The 19,257-nt window shown below is 65.6% G+C and carries 13 protein-coding genes and 1 pseudogene; 9 read left to right on the forward strand and 5 right to left on the reverse strand.

The window, feature by feature from the left end; genetic code table 11:
* Positions 1-143 precede the first annotated feature (143 nt).
* The 4 genes from WKB25_RS01670 (at position 144) to WKB25_RS01685 (ending at position 6,372) form a co-directional block, all read left to right on the forward strand.
* A complete protein-coding gene (locus WKB25_RS01670; RefSeq protein WP_165376818.1) occupies positions 144-659 on the forward strand; it encodes a sigma-70 family RNA polymerase sigma factor in 516 nt (171 codons plus the stop codon).
* Positions 656-1,693, forward strand: a complete 1,038-nt coding sequence (locus WKB25_RS01675) for a FecR domain-containing protein (RefSeq protein WP_340568341.1) — start codon at positions 656-658, stop codon at positions 1,691-1,693. Before WKB25_RS01670 ends, WKB25_RS01675 begins: the two co-directional genes overlap by 4 nt.
* Positions 1,694-1,834: 141 nt before the next feature.
* Complete coding sequence (locus tag WKB25_RS01680) at positions 1,835-4,765, forward strand: TonB-dependent receptor (RefSeq protein WP_340568342.1); 2,931 nt, start codon at positions 1,835-1,837, stop codon at positions 4,763-4,765.
* 11 nt (positions 4,766-4,776) lie between these two features.
* Positions 4,777-6,372, forward strand: coding sequence for an alkaline phosphatase D family protein (locus WKB25_RS01685; protein WP_340568343.1), 1,596 nt, complete (start codon positions 4,777-4,779; stop codon positions 6,370-6,372).
* A gap of 55 nt (positions 6,373-6,427) precedes the next feature.
* Here WKB25_RS01685 and WKB25_RS01690 read toward each other — a convergent pair whose 3' ends face one another.
* The 4 genes from WKB25_RS01690 to WKB25_RS01705 form a co-directional block, all read right to left on the reverse strand.
* Entirely contained in the window at positions 6,428-8,536 is a 2,109-nt protein-coding gene (locus tag WKB25_RS01690; RefSeq protein ID WP_340568344.1) for a phospholipase C, phosphocholine-specific, read from the reverse strand.
* 10 nt (positions 8,537-8,546) lie between these two features.
* On the reverse strand, positions 8,547-10,925 hold the full coding sequence (locus tag WKB25_RS01695) for a TonB-dependent receptor (protein ID WP_340568346.1): 2,379 nt from the start codon (positions 10,923-10,925) through the stop codon (positions 8,547-8,549).
* A gap of 118 nt (positions 10,926-11,043) precedes the next feature.
* Positions 11,044-11,970, reverse strand: a complete 927-nt coding sequence (locus tag WKB25_RS01700; protein ID WP_340568347.1) for a c-type cytochrome — start codon at positions 11,968-11,970, stop codon at positions 11,044-11,046.
* Positions 11,967-13,313 (reverse strand): cytochrome c, encoded by a 1,347-nt coding sequence (locus WKB25_RS01705; RefSeq protein ID WP_340568349.1) that lies wholly within the window; start codon positions 13,311-13,313, stop codon positions 11,967-11,969. Before WKB25_RS01705 ends, WKB25_RS01700 begins: the two co-directional genes overlap by 4 nt.
* Before the next feature lie 183 nt (positions 13,314-13,496).
* Between WKB25_RS01705 and WKB25_RS01710 the strand changes: the two genes are divergently transcribed.
* Entirely contained in the window at positions 13,497-14,648 is a 1,152-nt protein-coding gene (locus tag WKB25_RS01710; RefSeq protein ID WP_340568351.1) for an alpha/beta fold hydrolase, read from the forward strand.
* Between the two features lie 4 nt (positions 14,649-14,652).
* On the opposite strand, the gene WKB25_RS01715 is transcribed toward WKB25_RS01710, so the two are convergent.
* Positions 14,653-15,792 (reverse strand): MFS transporter, encoded by a 1,140-nt coding sequence (locus WKB25_RS01715; protein ID WP_340568353.1) that lies wholly within the window; start codon positions 15,790-15,792, stop codon positions 14,653-14,655.
* Between the two features lie 402 nt (positions 15,793-16,194).
* On the opposite strand from WKB25_RS01715, the gene WKB25_RS01720 reads away from it, so the two are divergent.
* The 4 genes and pseudogenes from WKB25_RS01720 to WKB25_RS01735 all read left to right on the forward strand — a co-directional run bounded on the left by WKB25_RS01720 (position 16,195) and on the right by WKB25_RS01735 (position 19,159).
* The gene (locus tag WKB25_RS01720) at positions 16,195-16,890 is read left to right on the forward strand and encodes a hypothetical protein (protein ID WP_340568355.1); all 696 of its coding nucleotides are present in this window, start codon (positions 16,195-16,197) and stop codon (positions 16,888-16,890) included.
* A gap of 2 nt (positions 16,891-16,892) precedes the next feature.
* Positions 16,893-17,729 (forward strand): hypothetical protein, encoded by an 837-nt coding sequence (locus tag WKB25_RS01725; RefSeq protein WP_340568357.1) that lies wholly within the window; start codon positions 16,893-16,895, stop codon positions 17,727-17,729.
* A gap of 2 nt (positions 17,730-17,731) precedes the next feature.
* Complete coding sequence (locus tag WKB25_RS01730) at positions 17,732-18,523, forward strand: Fic family protein (RefSeq protein WP_340568360.1); 792 nt, start codon at positions 17,732-17,734, stop codon at positions 18,521-18,523.
* A 94-nt stretch (positions 18,524-18,617) separates the two neighbouring features.
* Positions 18,618-19,159, forward strand: a pseudogene (locus tag WKB25_RS01735) (alpha/beta hydrolase).
* Positions 19,160-19,257 lie beyond the last annotated feature (98 nt).

Genomic DNA, 19,257 nt, shown 5'->3' on the forward strand with positions numbered 1-19,257 from the left:
GTAGGCGGCGCATGGGTTGGCCGGTAGACAGGTGAGGGTTGGGTCTGCGCGAACCTGAGCTTTGCCCGGCGGCGCTGCAATGCGGTTGTCATCGTCGGTGTGCACCCTGCTGGGTTTTCCAGCCTCGGGATGGTTGGTCGGTTGTGAACAGCGTCAGGATCTGGGAGAAGAGCTACGCCTTGCGGCGCCGCCTGCTGCGTGGCTTCTTCCTTCGGCGTGGTTCACAGGCTGCCGATGCCGAGGATCTGGCGCAGGAGGTTTACCTGCGCCTGCTGCGCAGCACCGGCGAAGACGCTGCGGCGATCGAGAATCCTGAAGCCTATCTGTTCGCCGTGGCAGCCAACCTGGCCCGTGAGCAGGCACGCTCGCGCTCCGGCCTGCCGCAGATCGAGGACGTCGACCTGCTGGCCGAGGTACTTCGCAGCGAGGAGGACATCGAAGCTGATTTCGAGCGGGCGCAGCGCTGGAGCGGGATCCGTGGCGCTATCGCGCAACTGCCGCCCACGACGCGGCGGGTGATGGAACTGCATTACCGCGAAGGGCTGGATTGCCAACAGGTGGGGGCACAGCTGGATGTGTCGGTGCACATGGTGCGCAAGCACATCGGCAAGGGGCTGGATGCCTGCAGGAAGGCGCTGGGCGCCGGGAAGGACGGATGAACCGGCAGGAGCCTGCAGCGATGGATGACGAGGTGGCCGAACAGGCTGCGCACTGGTTCCTGTGCAACCGCGAGGGTGACCTGAGCGCTGCGCAGCGCGCCGAGTTCATGGCGTGGATGAAGGGCTCGCCCGAGCACGTGCGCGCGTACCTGCATGCCCTGCATCTGCACCGGCAGGTGGGCGCGGCGATGTCGGTGCACCCGCAGGAACAGGGAAGCAGGGCAGTGCTGCCGATGCTGCCGGCAACGGCGAAAGTGGTGCCGTTGTTTGCCGCGTCCGTGCCCGCGCCGCGCGCCGTGGTTGCAACACGAACGCGCCGGCCGCTCTGGAGGCGGATGGCTGCGGTGGCGTGCGGCCTGTTGCTGGTGGCCGGTCTGCTGCCGTGGCTGATGCCGCGCGAACAGATGCTGGTCGCCGGGCACGGGCAACTGCGTGAGGTGCTACTGGCTGACCAGACGCAGGTGCGGCTGAATGCAGACAGCCGCCTGCGGGTGAACATCGGCTGGTTCAGCCGCCGCGTCGAACTGCTGCAGGGTGAGGCCACGTTTGATATCGCAGCGGATCGCCGGCCCTTCCAGGTGCGGGTCGGTGATCTGCAGATCCGTGACATCGGCACCGTGTTCGATGTGTCGCGCCGGTTGCGGAGCACGCGCATCGGCGTGGTATCCGGCGAGGTGGAGGTCTGGACCGCCGGTGATGGGCAACGCCGGCTGGCGCAGCTGCCTGCCGGGCGGGTGGTCCAGGTCGATCATCTCAGTCATGCGGTGCAGCCGCTGGAAATGCCGATGTCGATGCTGCTGGACTGGCAGCAGCGCCGGGTGTCGTTCCGTGATGAGCGGCTGGACGAGGTGGCGGCTGCGTTCAACCGCCACAACCAGGTGCAGGTGCGGGTGACCGATGACGTTGCGCGGGCGGCGCGCCTGTCGGGCAGCCTGGAAGCGCACCGGGTCGCTGCGCTGCAGGCATTCCTGCAGCGGGACGCGCGCTTCGTCATCCGTCGCGAAGCGGACACGGTGTGGGTGTCCAGCCGTTGATCGCGGTTCGGCGATGGGCTGTCAGAAAAAATTCATCGAATCGGCGTTCTCCACTTCCGCCGATGCCGGCTCTTACTTGGGAGAAGCCGCTGTCGAATGCCGACGCGGTAGCAGCAGTCCTCTCTCCTGCAAGGAACCGTGATGCGCAAGAAGCTCTATCTGTCGGTGGTACTGGCCTTGTCTCCCTGCTTGGGCGCGCATGCGCAGGCGGCGTCCAACGGCCTTGAGACCAGGGTCACTGCAGCGATCGCCGCGCAGCCTTTGAGCCAGGCACTGGAGCAGCTGTCACGCAGCTCCGGCGTGCAGTTCCTGTATGCCGGAGCGGGCAATGCACCGATGGCGGGCGCGGTGCCGCGGGGAGCCACCGTCAAGCAGGCGCTGGACACCCTGCTGGCCGGCACCGGCCTGCGCTACACGGTGCTGGACGGCAACGTGATCGCCATCGATGCGGCACCGGCCCAGCGCGAAACCAGGCCCGCCGCACCGGCGCCGCAGCAGCCGGAAGCCGTGGTCGCTCCGACGCTGGGAACAATCAAGGTGATCGCCGCCCATGAGGTGATCGATCAGAAGAAAACCTCGCCGGTGATCAAGGATTCGGTGATCTACGATGAGATGGACAGCTACGGCGACGAGACGCTGGCCGAGAGCCTGATGGCCGCGCCCGGCCTGAGTGCGGTGGAAGACGCGGGCGAACCGCGCTATGTGACCGTGCGCGGCGTGCAGGCCAATCTCAACTACACGACCATCGACGGCATTGCGATCGCCAGCGTGGGCGGCAGTGGCTCCGGCGAGCGCATGAACAACCTGCAGCTGATTCCCAGCGACATCGGCACCCGCACGGACATCTACAAGAGCTTCAGCGCCGAGCAGGCACCGGATGCCATTGGTGGTGTGATCGACATCATCAGCCGCAGTGCCTTTGATCGCTCCGGCAAGTATGTGTTCGCCGACTTGGCCGGCATCTATTCCACGGCCGAGACCAACGTAGGGCGCAGCGCGGGCGGCGACCACAAGACCCTGGGCCACTTCGGCAAGAGCGCCAAAGCGGTGTTCTCCAACCAGTTCGGTGCCGATGATCAGTTCGGCATCGTCGCTGTCGCGCGCTATGAACAGCGTTCGCGCAACAGCGTCAAGCGCTGGGTGGAATCGAACTATTACTACAACGATGCCGGCAAGTACCTCACCGATGGAACCACCGGCCCGGACGAGGCGAAAGGCTGGAACGGCCTGCGCGCGCCGGGCAACTTCAGCACCGGCACCTACACCAACTACATCACCAACTTCGGTGGCTCGGCCAAGCTGGAATGGAAGCCGTCGGACGATCCGTTCTATGCCTCGCTGCTGCTGTACTCGTACCGGTTCTACGAGAACTCGACGATGAACAAGACCGATCTGTATGGCAATGCCAAGTTCCCGATACGCAACCAGACCGAGGACGGCGGCACCACCCAGATCAACAGCATCTACATCAAGAACCGCCATGACCGCTGGGACCGCAGCAACCGCGGTGCGATCGCCAGCTTCAACTGGGATATCGGCGACCTTTCGCGGCTGACCCTGCGCGCCGGCCACACCGAGGAGACCTTCCACAACACCCAGGTCTACTGGGGCGTACGCGCGTACCCGAGCAACCTGTTCGTCGACTATGCCAACGACAGCCATGGCTTTCCGAACGCGGTGGGCGTCTCGGACTCCAGTCTGCTGACCAGCTCGGCGTTCAAGCTCAATCCCGCGCAGGCCTACATCTCGCCGCGTGACGCCAAGGAGAGCATCGACAACCTGCGTGCCGACTTCAGCTACAACATCGATGCCGATGCGCGCGGCTTCGGTCTCGCCGCCGGTGCCGAGTATCGCCACCTGAAGATCTGGCAGGACATCGATTTCGATTACTACAAGACCAGCGCGACCCTGAACGACTATCTGTACCCGGGTTCGACCCTGCTGGGCAGCGTCCCCGGCTTCCCGTTGATCGACAACCGCAAGTGGCATGACGAGCTGTACCCGAAGCTGGGCAACAACGATGCGGCCTACCCGAATGCCGATTTCACCAGCGACTACAAGTACGTGGAAGACATCGCCAATGCCTACGTCTCGGCGCATTACGCCTGGGACCGGCTGCTGCTGATTGGTGGCCTGCGCTATGACCACACCACCTTCGATGCGTTCAGCCCGTTCAGCGATGATGGCGGTACCACCTACACGTCGGCATTCCGCAAGAGCAGTGGCGGCTACAACAACCTGCTGCCGTCATTGAATGCGACCTTCAAGCTGAGCGAGAACCAGCGCCTGCGCTTCTCCGCCAGCCGCACGCTGGGGCGGCCGACACCCAGCAACATCGCCCAGGCCACCAGCACCAGCTGTGGCGATGACGAGCTGGGCGGAGGTTTCTGCACGATCAAGCAGGGCAATGCCTCGCTGCAGCCGCGCCGCTCGACCAATCTCGACCTGGCCTGGGACCTGTATTTCAACGGCAACAACGGCCTGGTGTCGGTCGCGTTGTTCGACAAGGTGATAAAGGACGACATCTATACCTTGACCACGTTCGAGAACATCGGCGACGTCCGCTATCGCGTCACCCAGCCGATGAACACCGATGAGTCGACGCTGCGCGGTGTCGAGTTCGCGGTGGCAAACCGCAATCTGCAGTGGGGCCGCCACCGCTTCGACATGTACCTCAATGCCACCCGCCTGGATGGGCAGACCAACTATCGCATCAGCGATGGCAGCGAGCGCCGCCTGGACCGCCTGCTGTACCAGCCGGACTGGTCGGTGAACGGCTCGGTGATCTGGCGCATGCCGTGGAAGAGCTCGCAGCTGCGTGTGTCCGGTACCTACCGCAGCCGCATGCTGGTCGACTTCGGCGATACCCAGTGGCTGGACTCGTACTACGACCCGTACATGACCTTCAATCTGGCCTTCAGCCACAAGGTCAGCAAGCACGTGACGCTGAAGTACGAGGCGAAGAACCTGTTCAATACCCAGCCAACCTACAGCACCGGTCCGAACGGACGCTTCCGCACCGAGATCGATGACTACGGTCGCTTCTTCTACTTCCACATCATCTACAACTGAGGGCGGTCGTCTTGGATACGATCAATCGCAGGCGCTTCCTTGCCCTGTCGGGTCTTTCGGCATTGGGTGCGTGGGCCGGGACCGCCCGCGCGCTGGCCGCGCAGAACGATGCGGCGGCGTTGAATCCACGCAATCTGCTGGCTTCACCGCGCTTTGCCAGTACGCCGTTCACCCTCGGCGTGGCATCCGGTGATCCGTCAGCCGACGGCATGGTGTTGTGGACGCGGCTGGCCACCGAGCCCCTGGTGTTCGGTGGCGGCATGCCCACCCGGCCGATGGTGGTGGGATGGCAGGTGGCCGCTGACGAGGCCATGCGCAAGGTGGTGAGGCAGGGAACCTCGCTGGCCCACCCCGAGCTGGGCCATGCGCTGCACGTGGAGCTGGATGGCCTGCTGCCTGGGCGGCCGTACTGGTACCGCTTCACCGTGGGAGGCCATGCCAGTGCGATCGGGCGCACCCACACCCTGCCTGCGGCGAACGCGCCGATCAAGCGCGTGCGCTTCGCGGTGGCCGGCTGCCAGCATTTCGAGGAGGGGCACTACACGGCGTGGCGACATATTGCCGAGGAACCACTCGATTTCGTGTTCCATTACGGCGACTACATCTACGAGGGCGAAAGCCAGCCCGGCGTGCGGAAGATGAACGGTCAGCCGTTCACCAACCTGCGCGACCACGTTGGCCCACAGACCTATACGCTCGACGACTATCGCCGCCGCTACGCGCAGTACAAGACCGATACGGACCTGCAGGCCGCGCATGCCGCATCACCGTGGTTCGTGACGTTCGATGACCATGAAGTGGACAACAACTGGGCGGGGGCCGAAGACCAGGACGGTACGCCCAGCGAACTGTTCCTGCTGCGCCGCGCACAGGCATTCCAGGCGTACTACGAAAACATGCCGCTGCGTGCTTCGTCGTTCCCGCGCGATGGTCATATGCAGATGTTCCGTCGCGCGCGTTACGGCACGCTGCTGGACCTGCACCTGCTCGATACCCGCCAGTACCGCAGCAAGCAGGTGGACACGGCGCAGCGCGGACAGGTGGAATCTGCCGAGCGCAGCATTGTCGGTGCGAAGCAGGAGCAATGGCTGTTCGATGGCCTGGCCGATGCCGCGCCGCGTTGGCACGCGATCGCGCACCAGGTCTCACTGGGCAACTACATGCGCGAGAAGGACGGCGTGGTGCAGTCCTCCGATGACCAGTGGTCCGGTTATCTGTGCAGCCGCCGGCGCCTGCTCGATCACATCCAGAGGGTTGGTTTCGGCAACGTGGTGACCGCCTGTGGCGATGCGCACCGCCACTATGCCAGCGACCTGGTGCAGGACAATGCCGATTCCGGGGTGATTTCCAGCGAGTTCCTGGCGACCTCGATCAGCTCGGGCGCCGACGGGCAGGGCGTGGATGCGTATGCAGAGAACCAGCTGCGGCACAGCCCCCACCTGAAAGCGACGACGGACAAGCGTGGTTACGTGCTGTGTGATGTCACCCGCGATACCTGGATCGGTGACATGAAGACGCTTGATGCGGTCATGCGGCCGAACGGCACGCTGCAGAGCTGGAAGCGCTACGCAGTGGAGCACGGCCGACCGGGGTTGCAGGAGGCGTGAGCCTGCTGTCCTGCCCTGTAGCGCCGGGCAAGCGCCCGGCGCTACGGAAGTGCGTTCAGCCGTGTTCGAAGCGCAACGGTGCGGTGCCCATGGCGGGGTCGCTCGTACCAGGGCGGCCATCTTCGGCACGACCGGCAAGGCGTTGCTCGACGCCCTCCGAATGCACGATCAGGTCGTACCAGCCTGCGGTTGGTGTCGGGTCCCAGGCCAATACGGTTTCCGCGCCGGCCACCAGCTGCAGTTCCTGTACGGGCATGTGGCCCGCGTAGGCACCGCCCTGCACCTGGACCTTCCGAGCTGAAGGCGATGGATTGCGCAGCACCAGCCGCAGCTGGCCGTCGGCGCGCTCCACCTGTGCATGCAAGGGTGCGAGCGTGCCAGCGCCGCGATAGTGGCGATGGAATCCATTCGGCCCCAGCAGCCAGAGGTCGTAACGACCCTGTGCATCCAGCGGCCAACGATCCTGCAACGGGGCACCCGGTACCACGGTGTAACGGCGCGGGATGGCGTCCAGGCGCAGGCGGTCGTAGACATGCAGCACGGCCGTGGCGCCGTCGCTGGCCAGCTGCAGGGTGAGGCCCTCGCCATCCACCGACGTGGCCTGCACCTGCGGCCGATAGGGCAGTGCCCGCGCCGGACGCGCGCCCGGCTCCTGGCGGGCCGGATGCAGGCCATCGGGCAGCGCAGGCACGGTACGGCCGGGCAGGGCGGCGGCGCGCGCTGCGACAGCGGTGACATCGGGCAGCGCCTTGACGAAGGGGCGCGTGTCGCGCTGGGCGAAGTCGAAGGCGTTGCTCAGGTCACCGCAGACCGCACGCCGCCACGGCGAGATGTCCGGCGCGGCCACGCCGAAGCGGCGCTCGATCAGGCGCAGCACCGAGGTGTGGTCGTACACCTGCGAGTCGACCCAGCCGCCACGGCTCCACGGTGAAATCACATACAACGGGACGCGCGGGCCGAGTCCATAGGGGCGACCACGCAGCTCGGCGGCATCGTATTTCTCGTCGCCCGGCGCCGGGTTGCGGTGGTATTCGCCCTCGGTGCTGACCGCCGATGCACCGGCCCAGCCATCGCCCTGCGGGGAGGGCGGTGCCGGCGGCGGCACATGGTCGAAGAAGCCATCGTTCTCATCGAACATCAACAGCAGGGCGGTACGGCTCCACACCTCGGGATCGGCGGTCAGCGCATCCAGCACGCGTGCGGTGTAGGCGGCGCCCTGCGCGGGACTGGAGGGCCCTGGATGCTCGCTGCCGGCTGCATCGGCGATGATGAAACTGACCTGCGGCAGGCGGCCGCTGATCGCGTCCTCGCGCAGCTGCGCCAGTCCACGGGTGCTGACGCCGCGTGCGCGCAGCTCCGGATCATGCCCCGGGTCGCCGCGGTGCGCCTGGCGGAAGGCCTCGAACCCGGCCAGCGGGTTGTCGGTGAAGTTGTCGGCCATGTCCTGGTAAATCTGCCAGGACACGCCGGCCTGCTGCAGCCGCTCGACATAGCTGGTCCAGCGGTACGAGTCCGGATAGCCGCCCTGCTCGGGAAAATTGTCGTGCGAGTTGGCGATCACCGGGCCGCCAGCGCGGGCCTGGGCATCGTTGTGGCCGGTCCACAGGAACACACGGTTCGGGTTGGTGCCGGCCTGCATCGCGCAGTGGTAGGCATCACAGAGGGTGAACGCATCGGCCAGGGCAAACTGGAACGGCATGTCGCTGCGCTGGAAGTAGCCCATCGAATGGTTCCGCTTGGCCTTGGGCCAGTGCGCCATGCGTCCGTGGTCCCACGCCTGCTGTGCATCCGGCCAGGTGTGGGGCGTGCCTTCCACCCGCATGTAGCCGAAGTGCGCAGCAGTATCCAACGGGAAAGGGGCGATCGCGCGCTGGCCGCTGGCATCGGGCTGCAGCCACAGGCTGCGCGGGTGGTCACCACCGGGCAGCGGCGATGCCGGCGCAACGAAACGGTCACCGAAGCCACGCACGCCCGGCAACGTGCCGAAGTAGTGGTCGAACGAACGGTTCTCCTGCATGAACACCACGATGTGCTGCAGGTCCTGCAGGCTGCGCGTGCGTGAGGCGGGGGCGATCGCTGCTGCCCGGGCTATGCTGGGCAGCAGCGGCGAAAGGCCGGCGGCGACGCCGGCCTGCAACAGTCGGCGTCGGCCGGTATCAGTCACAGGGTCACACTCACAAGTCCACGCGGAAGGAGATGCCGACGGTGCGCGGGGCGCCGATGAAGGCGTTGTCGCGGCCGTCCACCCCTGCAAGATAGCGCTTGTCGGTCAGGTTGCTCACCACCAGGTTGGCGCCCATTCCCTTCAGGCGCGGCGACAGGCCCTGCAGGTCGAAGCCGATGTTGGCGTTGAACACGGTAGCCGAAGGCAGTTTGTTGACGTTGGCCGCATCCAGGTAGCGTTCGCCGAGGTAGCGACCGGACAGGCCGAAGTTCCAGTTCTCACCCTGCCAGTCGGCCGACACCACCAGGATCTGCTCGGGCTGGCCGATCACCTTGGCGCCGTCGACGATGCCCAACTGCTTGTCGCGCGCGTCGTTGCCGCTGCCCAGATACTTGGAGCGGTTGTAGGTGTAGGCGGCATTGATGCGCCAGCCATTGTCCCAGCCGTAGCCAAAGGCCGCTTCCAGGCCGTTGCTCTCCACGCCGCCGAAGTTCTCGTAGACGCCATCGGTCTCGCCGAGGTAGTCGATGCCGCTGACCAGACCGGCCGGCAGGTAGACGATGCGGTTGTCGAACTTGATGTTGTACAGGGTGACCGAAGCGGTCAGCGGCCAGCGGCTGATGCGCATGCCCAGTTCGATGTTGTCGGCGGTTTCCGGTTCGACGTTGCGGAAGCGCTGCGGATCGGTTTCACCCAGCACGCCGGAGGGGATCGCCGCGAAGTTCTGCGAGTAGCCGGCGAACAGCTCCATGCCCTCCATTCCCGGGGCCCAGGTGAAGCCGGCGGACAGCAGCGGATCGGACTTCGAATCGGACTTCACATTCTCGGCGGCGCCGATCACACGGCGACGGGACTGGTCGACGAAGAACTGCTTTACGCCGAGGCGTGCGCTGAAGGGGCCGAAGCGGGCCACGTCCTCGACGTAGTACATCTGCTCATCGACCTTGTACTTGTCCTCGAACTGCACCCAGTAGGGCTGGTGGTCGAAGGCGATGTCCTGGCCGACGTTGAGCAGGCGGTGCCAGTCGCGGCGCACGGAACGGTCGAGTTTCTCCACCCACAGACCACCGCGGATCGTGTTGTCGATCGCGCCGAAGGTCTGCCGCCATTCGACGTCGGCGGTGACGCCCATGCGATCGTTGTCGTAGTGGGAATGGCGGTAGGACTGCGCGCCCTGCACATTGCCGGCGTAGCAGTTGGGGTCGTACTCGGCGCTGAAGCCGAGTCGCGGCGTGCAGTTGGCCAGACGCTGGGCGGAACTGCCATCGGGGTCCACGAAGTAGATCTGGCCACGGTTGCTGCCGCCGTAGACCGTCCTGCCGCCGAGGTACTCCGACTGCGGGCGACCGGCGCCATCGTCGCTGACATCGGCCAGGTACGGCGGCAGCCAGTCACCGCGGCCCTGCATACGGTGCCCGTAGGCGGCCATCGAGGCCTTGAAACCGTTGCCGCCATCAAAGGCTGCGCGCAGGTAGCCGAAGGTGTTCTCGCGCAGCGCGCGTGAACCGGAGCGGTAGTTCTGGTCCAGATACGGAATGCCGGTCAGGGTGCCGACCAGGCCGTCGCGGTCCGGGTTGGTGGCGAACCCCTTCGGTGAAACGCTGGTGTACTCCGGCTCGTCGGCATCGTTGTAGGACAGGTAGCCGGTCAGGGTCCAGCGGTCCAGTTCGGTGATGAACTTGCCGGCGATGTTGTCGTTGCTGGTGTGGCCGGTGCCATCGATCCAGTCATGCACGCGCGCCGATGATGCGCTGATCCACGCGCGGGTATGTCCGCCCAGCAAGCCGGTGTCGTAGCGGACGTAGTACTTGCGCGCTTCATTATCGCCGGCACCCACCACCATGCGCAGGCGCTGCTCCTGCAGTGGATCGCTGGTAATGAAGTTCAGGGTGCCGCCCAATGCTTCGTTCGAGCGCGAGGAGATATCGGCCGTGCCCTGGCTCACCTCCACCGTTTCCAGGTCGAGCGTGTCGATGTAGCGGTTGGCCAGCGAACCGCCGCCATAACCGGAACCGCCATTGGGCAGGCCGTCGATGGTGGTGCCGATCTGCTGGGTATCGCGGTTGGTGACGAAGCCGCGCATGCTGATCTGCGTGCCCCACACCGAGGAACCGGTGGCATCGGCTTCGCTGACGACCACGCCGGGCACTTCGTTGAGCGCGCCATTGACGCTGCTCAACACGGTCTGCCGGTTCAAGGTTTCCTGGCGCACCGAGGTCTTGGCATAGCTGGTGGCCTGGCCGATCACCTGCACCTGGTCCAGGGTCCGCGCGTCGGCGCTTCGCGTATCGGTTGCATCGCCCTGCGGTGCTTCAGCCAGGGCATCCAGTGCGGGAGCAATCAGCAGGGCAAGCAGCGAGATACGGGGAAAGCGCGCAATCGTTCGCATCGAAACCGGACCTTCAGGGGAGGAAAGTCCGGGAGTGTCGGCAGCGCCGATGACATGGCGGTGACGCGCAGATGCAGGGAGTGTGTTGTGTGACGGCCGGCAACACCGGCGGCGTTCCTCAGTAGCGCGCGTCCTTCGGTTTCGGGTCGCGTGGCCAGTCCTTGGCCTTGCCGGCGAAGTCCGGGCGCGGCTGGTGAATGAAGTAGCTGGTGATATCCACCGCGTCCTGGTCGGGCATCACTTGCTGGCCCAGTGGCGGGTCACGGGTCATCGCCGGCGGCATGTTGTGCTTGACGAAGCCTGCGGCCTTGTACAGCCGCGCCATGCCGGCACCGATGTTGAAGCTGCGCTCGCCCCACAGTGGCGGGAACGCGATATCGCCGCTGGCATCGCGCTGGCCTTCGCCGTTGTCGCCGTGGCAGGCGGCGCACTGCGCGGCATACAGCGCCTGCCCGCGTATCGGGTCCGGCGTCAGCGTGCTGTCGATCGGCCCTTCGCTGGGCGCGGCCACGCGCGCACCCTCCGGTACCGGGCGGCTCAGCCACGCCATGTATTCCAGCATCGCACGCATCTCCGGTGCATCCTTGGCCAGCGGCTTGCCGTTCATCGAACGCTGCAGGCAACCGTTGATGCGCTCGGCCAAGCCGATTTCCCTGCCCGGTCGCGGCATGTAGCGCGGGTAGCTGCCGCCGCCGGTGTTGAAGTAATGATTGCCGAACGGTCGCTTGCCCTCGGCCATGTGGCAGGAATTGCAGTTCAGATCGTTGCCGACGTTGTCCGGCAGCAGGCGTGCGGTCTCGTTGAGCAGGCGACGGCCGAACATCACCGCGTCGGCGTTGCCGAGGCTGGCGATCTCCTCGGCACTGGGCACGTGGTACTGGCCCACCACCTGGCCGTGGCCGTCGAGGATGTCCAGGGTCCTTGCCACTTCCACGTCCAGGTCCGGGTACAGGTGCTGGTACAGCAGCGTGCCGGCACCGGCCAGCAACACCGCAACCACCGCGCTGGCGATCAACGCTGTCGAACGCTTCTTCGAACGCCTCATTGCGCCGTCTCCTGCGGGACTACATGCACCGGCTTGTCACGCACCACCCGGCGCATGCGCGCCACGTCCAGTTCACTGACCGCGCTGGCCTGGTTGCCCCAGCTGTTGCGGATGAAGGTGAGGATGTCGGCGAGCTGCGCATTGGGCAGCTGCTCGAAGCCCGGCATGGTGAACGCCATCCGGTCATGCGGCGTGTGCGGTGTACGCCCGCCAATCAGGGTTACCTGCACCAGCGAGCTGGGATCATCGGCGAACACGATGGAGTTGCCGGCCAGGGCAGGGTAGACCCGCGGCATGCCGCGGCCATCTGCGCGATGGCAGGCCTGGCAGTGTTCGGCGTAGGCCAGCGAACCGGCCACCCGGTAGTCGCCGCCGCGCAGTGCGACGGTAGTGGTGTCGGTGCCCGGCGTCCACTGCGCGCTGCGCCCTTCGCGGGCCGGCAGATGCTTCAGGTACCGCGCCATCGCCAGCAGATCGGCGTCGGACAGGTACTGTGTGCTGTGCTCGACCACATCGGCCATGCCGCCAAAAGCCGCGGAGCGATCGGTGCGGCCGGTACGCAGGAACTCGACGATTTCGGCTTCGCTCCAGCTGGCCAGGCCGGTCTGTTCATTGCGCAGGTTCTTCGCGTACCAGCCTTCCAGCACCGAGCCGGACAGGAACTGGCGGCTGCCATCGTCGGCCATCGCCTTTTCCTGGAAGGCCAGCCCGCGCGGGGTATGGCACGCGCCGCAATGGGCCAGGCCTTCAACCAGTTCGGCGCCGCGCTGCTGGACGGCATCCAGGGTGGGATCAGGGCTGAAGCTGCGCGGGCGTGCGAACAACAGCTGCCACCAGGCAAGCGGCCAGCGCATGTTTGCCGGCCACGGAATCGTGCTGTCGGCGTTGTCCTGCCGGACCGGCTGCACCGCACCCATGAAGTAGGCATACAGCGCCTTGATCTCGGCATCGCTGGCGATCACGTACGAGGCGTAGGGCATGGCCGGATACAGCGGCTGGCCGTCATGGCGGATGCCACGCCGCACCGCGCGCTCGAAATCCGCATAGTCGTATGCGCCGATACCGGTCTCCGTGTCCGGTGTGATGTTGGTCGAGTACAGCGTGCCCATCGGGGTCTGCATGCCAAGGCCGCCGGCGAACGGCCTGCCGCCCGGTGCGGTATGGCAGGCGGCGCAGTCGGCAGCACGCGACAGATACCGGCCCTGCTCGATCAGGGTCGGGTCGTGGATATCGACCTCGGCCTGTTGCCGCGGGGCGAACCAGTACGGTGTACTGCGGGCGATGCCGTAGGCGGCGGCCAAGGTGGCGGCCAGGGCAATGGCGAGCTTGAACGGGATGCGCATGCCGGCACTGTGGCCACTCGTGCGATGGCATTCATTGATCCGGATCAATGCTCTGGCCCGTCGCGACATTGTGACAAGCTGAATCGATCCTGCGTTGTCATTAACCCGTCATCCAGCTGCGATAGATGGCGCAGGGCGCGGCCGCTAACCTGCCACGCTGTCGCACTTTTCCCCTGACTGCCCATGAAGCGCCTGCTGCTGCTTTTGCTGGCGTGCGCCGGCCTGTGGCTGGCTGCATGCTCTTCCTCGATGACGGCCTCGTCCACCTCGCTCAGCGACCGCCTGATCGCGCCCGGTGGCGTCTCGACCCTGCTTGATCAACCGCGTATCGCCGCAGCTGTGGCCGCGCTGCCGAACCGGCATGGCTTCGCCCCGGGCCGTGATGGCGTGCCGATCTTCTGGCGTGCTTTCGATCCGGGCGACTACGGTGCGCGCTACCACTACCTGCCGCAGCAGCACCAGAACGGCCTGCCGCTGGATACCGGGTTGAGCCTGTCCGTACCGCAGCCGTTCCGCGCGCAGGCACCGCGCGGCACCGTGGTGCTGCTGCACGGCTGGATGATGAACGGTGATTCGATGCTGCCATGGTCGCTGCAGCTGGCCGAGTCGGGCTACCGCGTGATCACCCTGGACCTGCGCAACCATGGCCAGTCCGGCGCCGGTCCCTCCGGCTACGGCACCTACGAATCGGACGATGTGGTGGATGTCATCGCCGAACTGCGCGCGCGCGGCGAAGTGACCGGTCCGCTGTACCTGTTCGGTGTTTCCTATGGCGCGGCCACCGCCCTGTTCACCGCCGACAAGCTGGGCGACCAGGTAGCCGGCGTGGTGGCGATGGAATCGTTCGCCAATGCCGGCGTAGCGATCCGAACCATGATTCCGCATCTGATGGCCCTGCAGCCGGAAGGGTTGAAGGCGCAGGCGATCGCTTCGTATGCACGTTGGCGCTACGGCAGCCAGGACATCAACCAGGTGGTGGCCGCCGCCAGCCGCCGCATCGACGTGGACCTGGACCAGGTGGACGTGGCACGCGCGCTGGCCGATACCCGTGCCTGCGTGCTGCTGCTGCACGGGCAGGGCGACCAGCACATTCCGGTCAGCCAGGGACGTGCGCTGGCGCAGGCCAACCCGCGTGCACACTACATAGAGATGCGCGGCGAAGATCACATCACCCTGCCGCTGCGGTTGGACCTGCTGGCCGGGGTGGTCGACGACTGGATGGCGCGCGACGAACACCACCCGAAGTCCGCGTGCCCAGCGCCGCAGTTGCCGGCCCAGGCCGAGTGGCTGGTACACGGCGTCGGTGCACCGGCAAAGACCCCAGCGCGCAGCTGAGCCTTCAGGGCAGGCGGCGGGCCAGCGAACGCGCCGATGCCGCCACGCCCAGCAGCATCGCTGCCACGCACAGGAAGGCAAAGCCCAGGCTGGTGGCATGGGCGAGCGCGCCGATCGCTGCAGGGCCTGCAAGGATGCCGGCGTAGCCCAGCGTGGTGACTGCGGTGATCGCAATGCTCTCCGGCATCGCGCGCTGCTGGCCGGCCATCGAGAACAGGGCGGGCACGATGTTGGCACAGCCCAGGCCCACCAGCACGTAGCCGACCAGCGCCATGGCGAAAGAGGGCACCAGCGTGGCCAGCGCGAAACCGGCTGCCGCGGTGATGCCGCCAATGACGATGGTGCGGGTGCGGCCAAGGCGCTCGACGATGCCATCGCCGAACAGGCGCATCGCCGTCATCGCCAGCGTGAACACGGCAAAACCGGCACCGGCCTGGTCGCGCGGCACGTGGCGTATTTCGGCCAGGAACACCGCGCTCCAGTCCAGCATCGAACCCTCGGCCAGGAACACCACGAAGGCGAGCACGCTGATGAACAGCACCACGCCGTGCGGCAGGGCCAGCATCGGGCCGTCATGCAGAATGCGCTGCGGGCGCCAGTGCGGTGCCGACAACAGGGCCACCAGCAGCATCGCCGCCACGGCAACCAATGACGCCAGCCACAGGGGCGTGCCGAGAACCAGCAGCCCGGTCATGCAGCCGGCGCCGACGAAGCCGCCGATGCTGTAGAACGCGTGGAAGCCGGACATCATCGGGCGGCCCGCATCGCGCTCGACGGCCACCGCCTGCATATTCATCGTGCAGTCCATTGCGCCCACACCCGCACCGAACACGAACAGCGTTGCTCCCAGTGCCAGCGGCGTGGGGGCGAGCGTCAGCAGTGGCAGGGCGAGCAGGATCAAGGCCGTGGTCGCGATCATCAAGCGGCGCGAGCCCAGGCGCGCGGTCAACGCACCGGCCAGCGGCATCGCCAGCAGCGAGCCGAGGCCAAGGCAAAGCAGCAGCCCGCCCAGGCTGGCATCGGACAACCCGGCCTTGGCCTTGGCGAAGGGCACCATCGGTGCCCAGGCAGCGGTGGCAAAGCCGGGAATGAAGAACGCAGCGCGGGTCGCGTGCTGCTGGGCGCGGGGAGAAGACGGCGTCATGCGCGAGGAAGGCTCCAGAGGGGCATACACATGAAAACGTTTTCATTGGCCGCGGGCAAGTGCCGTGAATGACATCGAATGTCGAATACGAATGCATCGTCGCGATTCCCCCAGTTTCCAATTGTGAGGAGCGCATTCGATCCATTGAGACGATGGTGCATGCAGCGACAGTGCGCCGAATCGATACTCGCGCAATGGGCAATGGCTCGCGTACATGTCGCGCGCAGGGAAGTGCGACCCTTCCCCTAGCGTTGCGCCAACGAGCGGAACCCTTGGCCGAAGCATGGACGTTTCCCGATACAGGGCCCACGAAGCACCTCCTAAGCTCTCTCCGTCGCGCAGAAGCGACTGGCGCAGGGGATCCCCTGCTTACCGAGTGGCCCTTCAAGGAGGAGATCGTCAATGAACGCATCGCACGCGTTGAAGCTGGTCGTGGCCAGCATTGTTGGTCTGGGAAGCGTCGCCGTTGCCGACGTCGCAACGGCTGGAACCAGTACCTGCACCGATTCGGGATGCTGGGTCTATCCGCCCATCTTTCCCAGCCCGGGCGGGGGGGGAGCTGGTGGAGGCTGGGGCGGTGGTGACGGTTCGTCCGATCCGCGCGACGAGTATCACAAGATCTCATGGTGTACCGATGCCCCAAGTTACGCGTGGCACGGTCAAGGTTGCGATCTCTACAACCCGCCGGTTCTGTCGGTGAATGGCTGTGGCACGGCGGGGGGCGTGCCGGTGCCGGATTTTCTGGTTGCCCCAGGGGCCTTGCAGGGCGGTGCGGCCGCGTTCGGAGCGATGTTCAAGGCCGCTTGTGATGCGCATGACATGTGTTACGGAACCCATGGCAATGACAAGCATCAATGCGATGAACGCCTTCGGGAGGACATGATCGCGGATGGGCAGCAGAAGCTGGGCGGGGCATTCCCGGCATTCGGTGTATTCGTGATAGGCCAGGCCACGGCGTATGCAAGGTTTCTGCAGTGGGAGTGGATCGAGCCCTGGACTTCCCAGCCGGCCTATGACCAGTCGCAGATGGACGCGGCCTGCCGTACATCCAGTGCTGCCTTCAAGAACTACTGCGATCATCTCGGGTTCGGGAGCTGACCATGAAGTTCACCTGGAAGGCTGCAAGCCTGTTGGCGGTCCTGACCTGCGGTGGCGGACTGTGGCTGCTGGATTCATATGTCGGTGAGGATGTCGATCCGCTGCAATCCGCAGATCATAGGGATCATTTCCTGCAGCCCTACAGCGACGCGATGGCAGGGATCAAGGCGCATCGTGACGCGGAAGCCCTGGCATCCATGAAGAAACCACCTCAGCAGCGCACACTGACGGCGCGGGAGGCATTTGCGGGCGATCCCCGTCTGATCGCGCTGTCGGTTGAAGAGGCGGCATGGATGGATCGCCATCACTACCCGAAAGCTGCCGACCTGGCACTGGCAGAGTCGATCGATCCGCGACAACTGGCAGGAACCCGCGATCCGATGCTCTTGACGATAGCGGGCTCCGCATTCAAAAAGCGTGGTGAGTACATGCTGGCCATGAGTCAACATTTCGATGCCGGTGCTCATGGTGCTTTGTATGCCTATCAACAAGGTGCGGTTGCCGAGCGCGCACTCTACGAGGAGCGATTTGGACCTACGAATCGGGATAGTGCCGGCGTACTTCGAGCTCGCCTGGAGGTGCCACTGGCGCTGGGAGATCACACCGTGCAGTACCTGATAGATACCGTAATGGCCGATGTGGACGCCATGGCGTCACCGAAGCAGGTGCAGATCCAGTCTCGTGAGTTCCTGCGTGCGCTTGCCGAAGATGCTCGCCTGCAGGGTTTGCCGCCGCCCGGTGTGGATCCACGCCCGAACGCAGCGCAGTGGAACGACCTCTACCAGCTGAGTCGATCCGACGCCGGAGACGAGCTGGTTACCATCTACGAGCGCCAGTAGCCATGGATATCACTTTCACCTGCAGCGGTCAGTGGATCGCTGATGCCTTTTCCCAGCTGCGCCTGTCGTGTGATGTTCCGCTTCGGCGGGACGTCACCTGTCCGTTGCCGGTAGTAACCGCTCTGCTGCTGCATGACTCATTTGATCATTCGGAGGTCTTTGGGCGGAACTTGGAACGTCATGAGCGGCTGCACGCGCAAGGAATGCTCGAACTGGCGCTCGGCCGGGCGTTCAGTGCATGCACCCTGGGGCAGCTGTCGATGGCACTGGAAACGATCACCTGCATGCGCCCTGCACAGCGCATGCACGGAATAGGGATCGTGACGCAGAATTCCTACAGTCGACGGTTCCGCGGACCGCCAGCGGTAGAGGCCATCCGAGCGTCGGTGCGCTTGTTCAACGCACGGCGTCGACGTTCCGAACGGTCGGGTATCGAGCGGGCACTGGCCACCTATCTGGTCCTGTTGTCGATCCATCCGTTTGTCGACGGCAATGGACGCACGGCACGCATGCTGTTTGCCGCCGATATGCTTGCGCATGATGGCCACGCCGTACCCCGGTTGATGTTGGGCCTGATTCTGCTGCACCGTGGTCGGGGACGGCTGTTCCACTTGGCTGCCATGTGCGCCCGCACAGGTGACTTTTCGATGCTCGCAACGTGCTACAGCGAGGCATTGACGTTGGCTGACAGGTTTCTCCCCGCACTATGCCCGCAACGTGGTCGGCTGGCGTTGTTCGAGGAGTACCAGAAGATCGATGCACTGTTGAAGCGCACACCAGAACCGCACGTCTGAATTCCGACTGCAAAGCCTCACCGGGGAATAACGTCGCCTGCGCAAAGTAGCCCGACAGTCGGCATTCCGCCCGGCCGCTGCCGGAGATCAGCGCATGAGCGCCACACCGACCGTCCTCCTCGGCCATGGGTTCTGGGCCGGGCCGCGCACTGGGCCAAGGTGATCCTGGAGCTGCACCGCAAGGGCCACGACCAGGTGAAGGCGGTCGATCTGCCGCTGACCTCGCTGGCCGACGATGCCGAGCGGACGCGCCGGATGATCCGCCAGATCGATGGCCCGGTGGTACTGGTCGGGCACTCCTACGGGGGCGCGGTGATCACCGAAGCCGGCAACCAGCCGAATGTGCAGGCGCTGGTCCATATCGCTGCGTTTGCGCCGGACAGCGGTGAGAGCCCGGGTGGCATTACCCAGCAGCACCTGCCCGAAGCGGCACCGAGCCTCGCCCCGGACAGCGATGGCCATCTGTGGCTGCCCAGCCAGGATCGGATGATCTCGCCGCAGAACCAGAAGGCCATGGCCGAACGCATGCAGACCAAGCGCTTGCTGCAGCTGGAAGCGAGCCATGCCTCGCTCGCCTCGCATCCGGCCGACGTGGCAGCACTGATCCTGGAAGCGGTGGCGGCCGTCGACGGCTGACGTTTGCCAAGGGGCAGCGCCTGCTCAGGCGCTGGCGCCACCCACGACAGCGGGGGTGTAGCAGAGTAAACTCCTGCGCCTGCGGCCCTTGGCCGCCA

The sequence above is a fragment of the Stenotrophomonas sp. G106K1 genome (assembly GCF_037969685.1).
Lineage (GTDB): Bacteria > Pseudomonadota > Gammaproteobacteria > Xanthomonadales > Xanthomonadaceae > Stenotrophomonas > Stenotrophomonas lactitubi.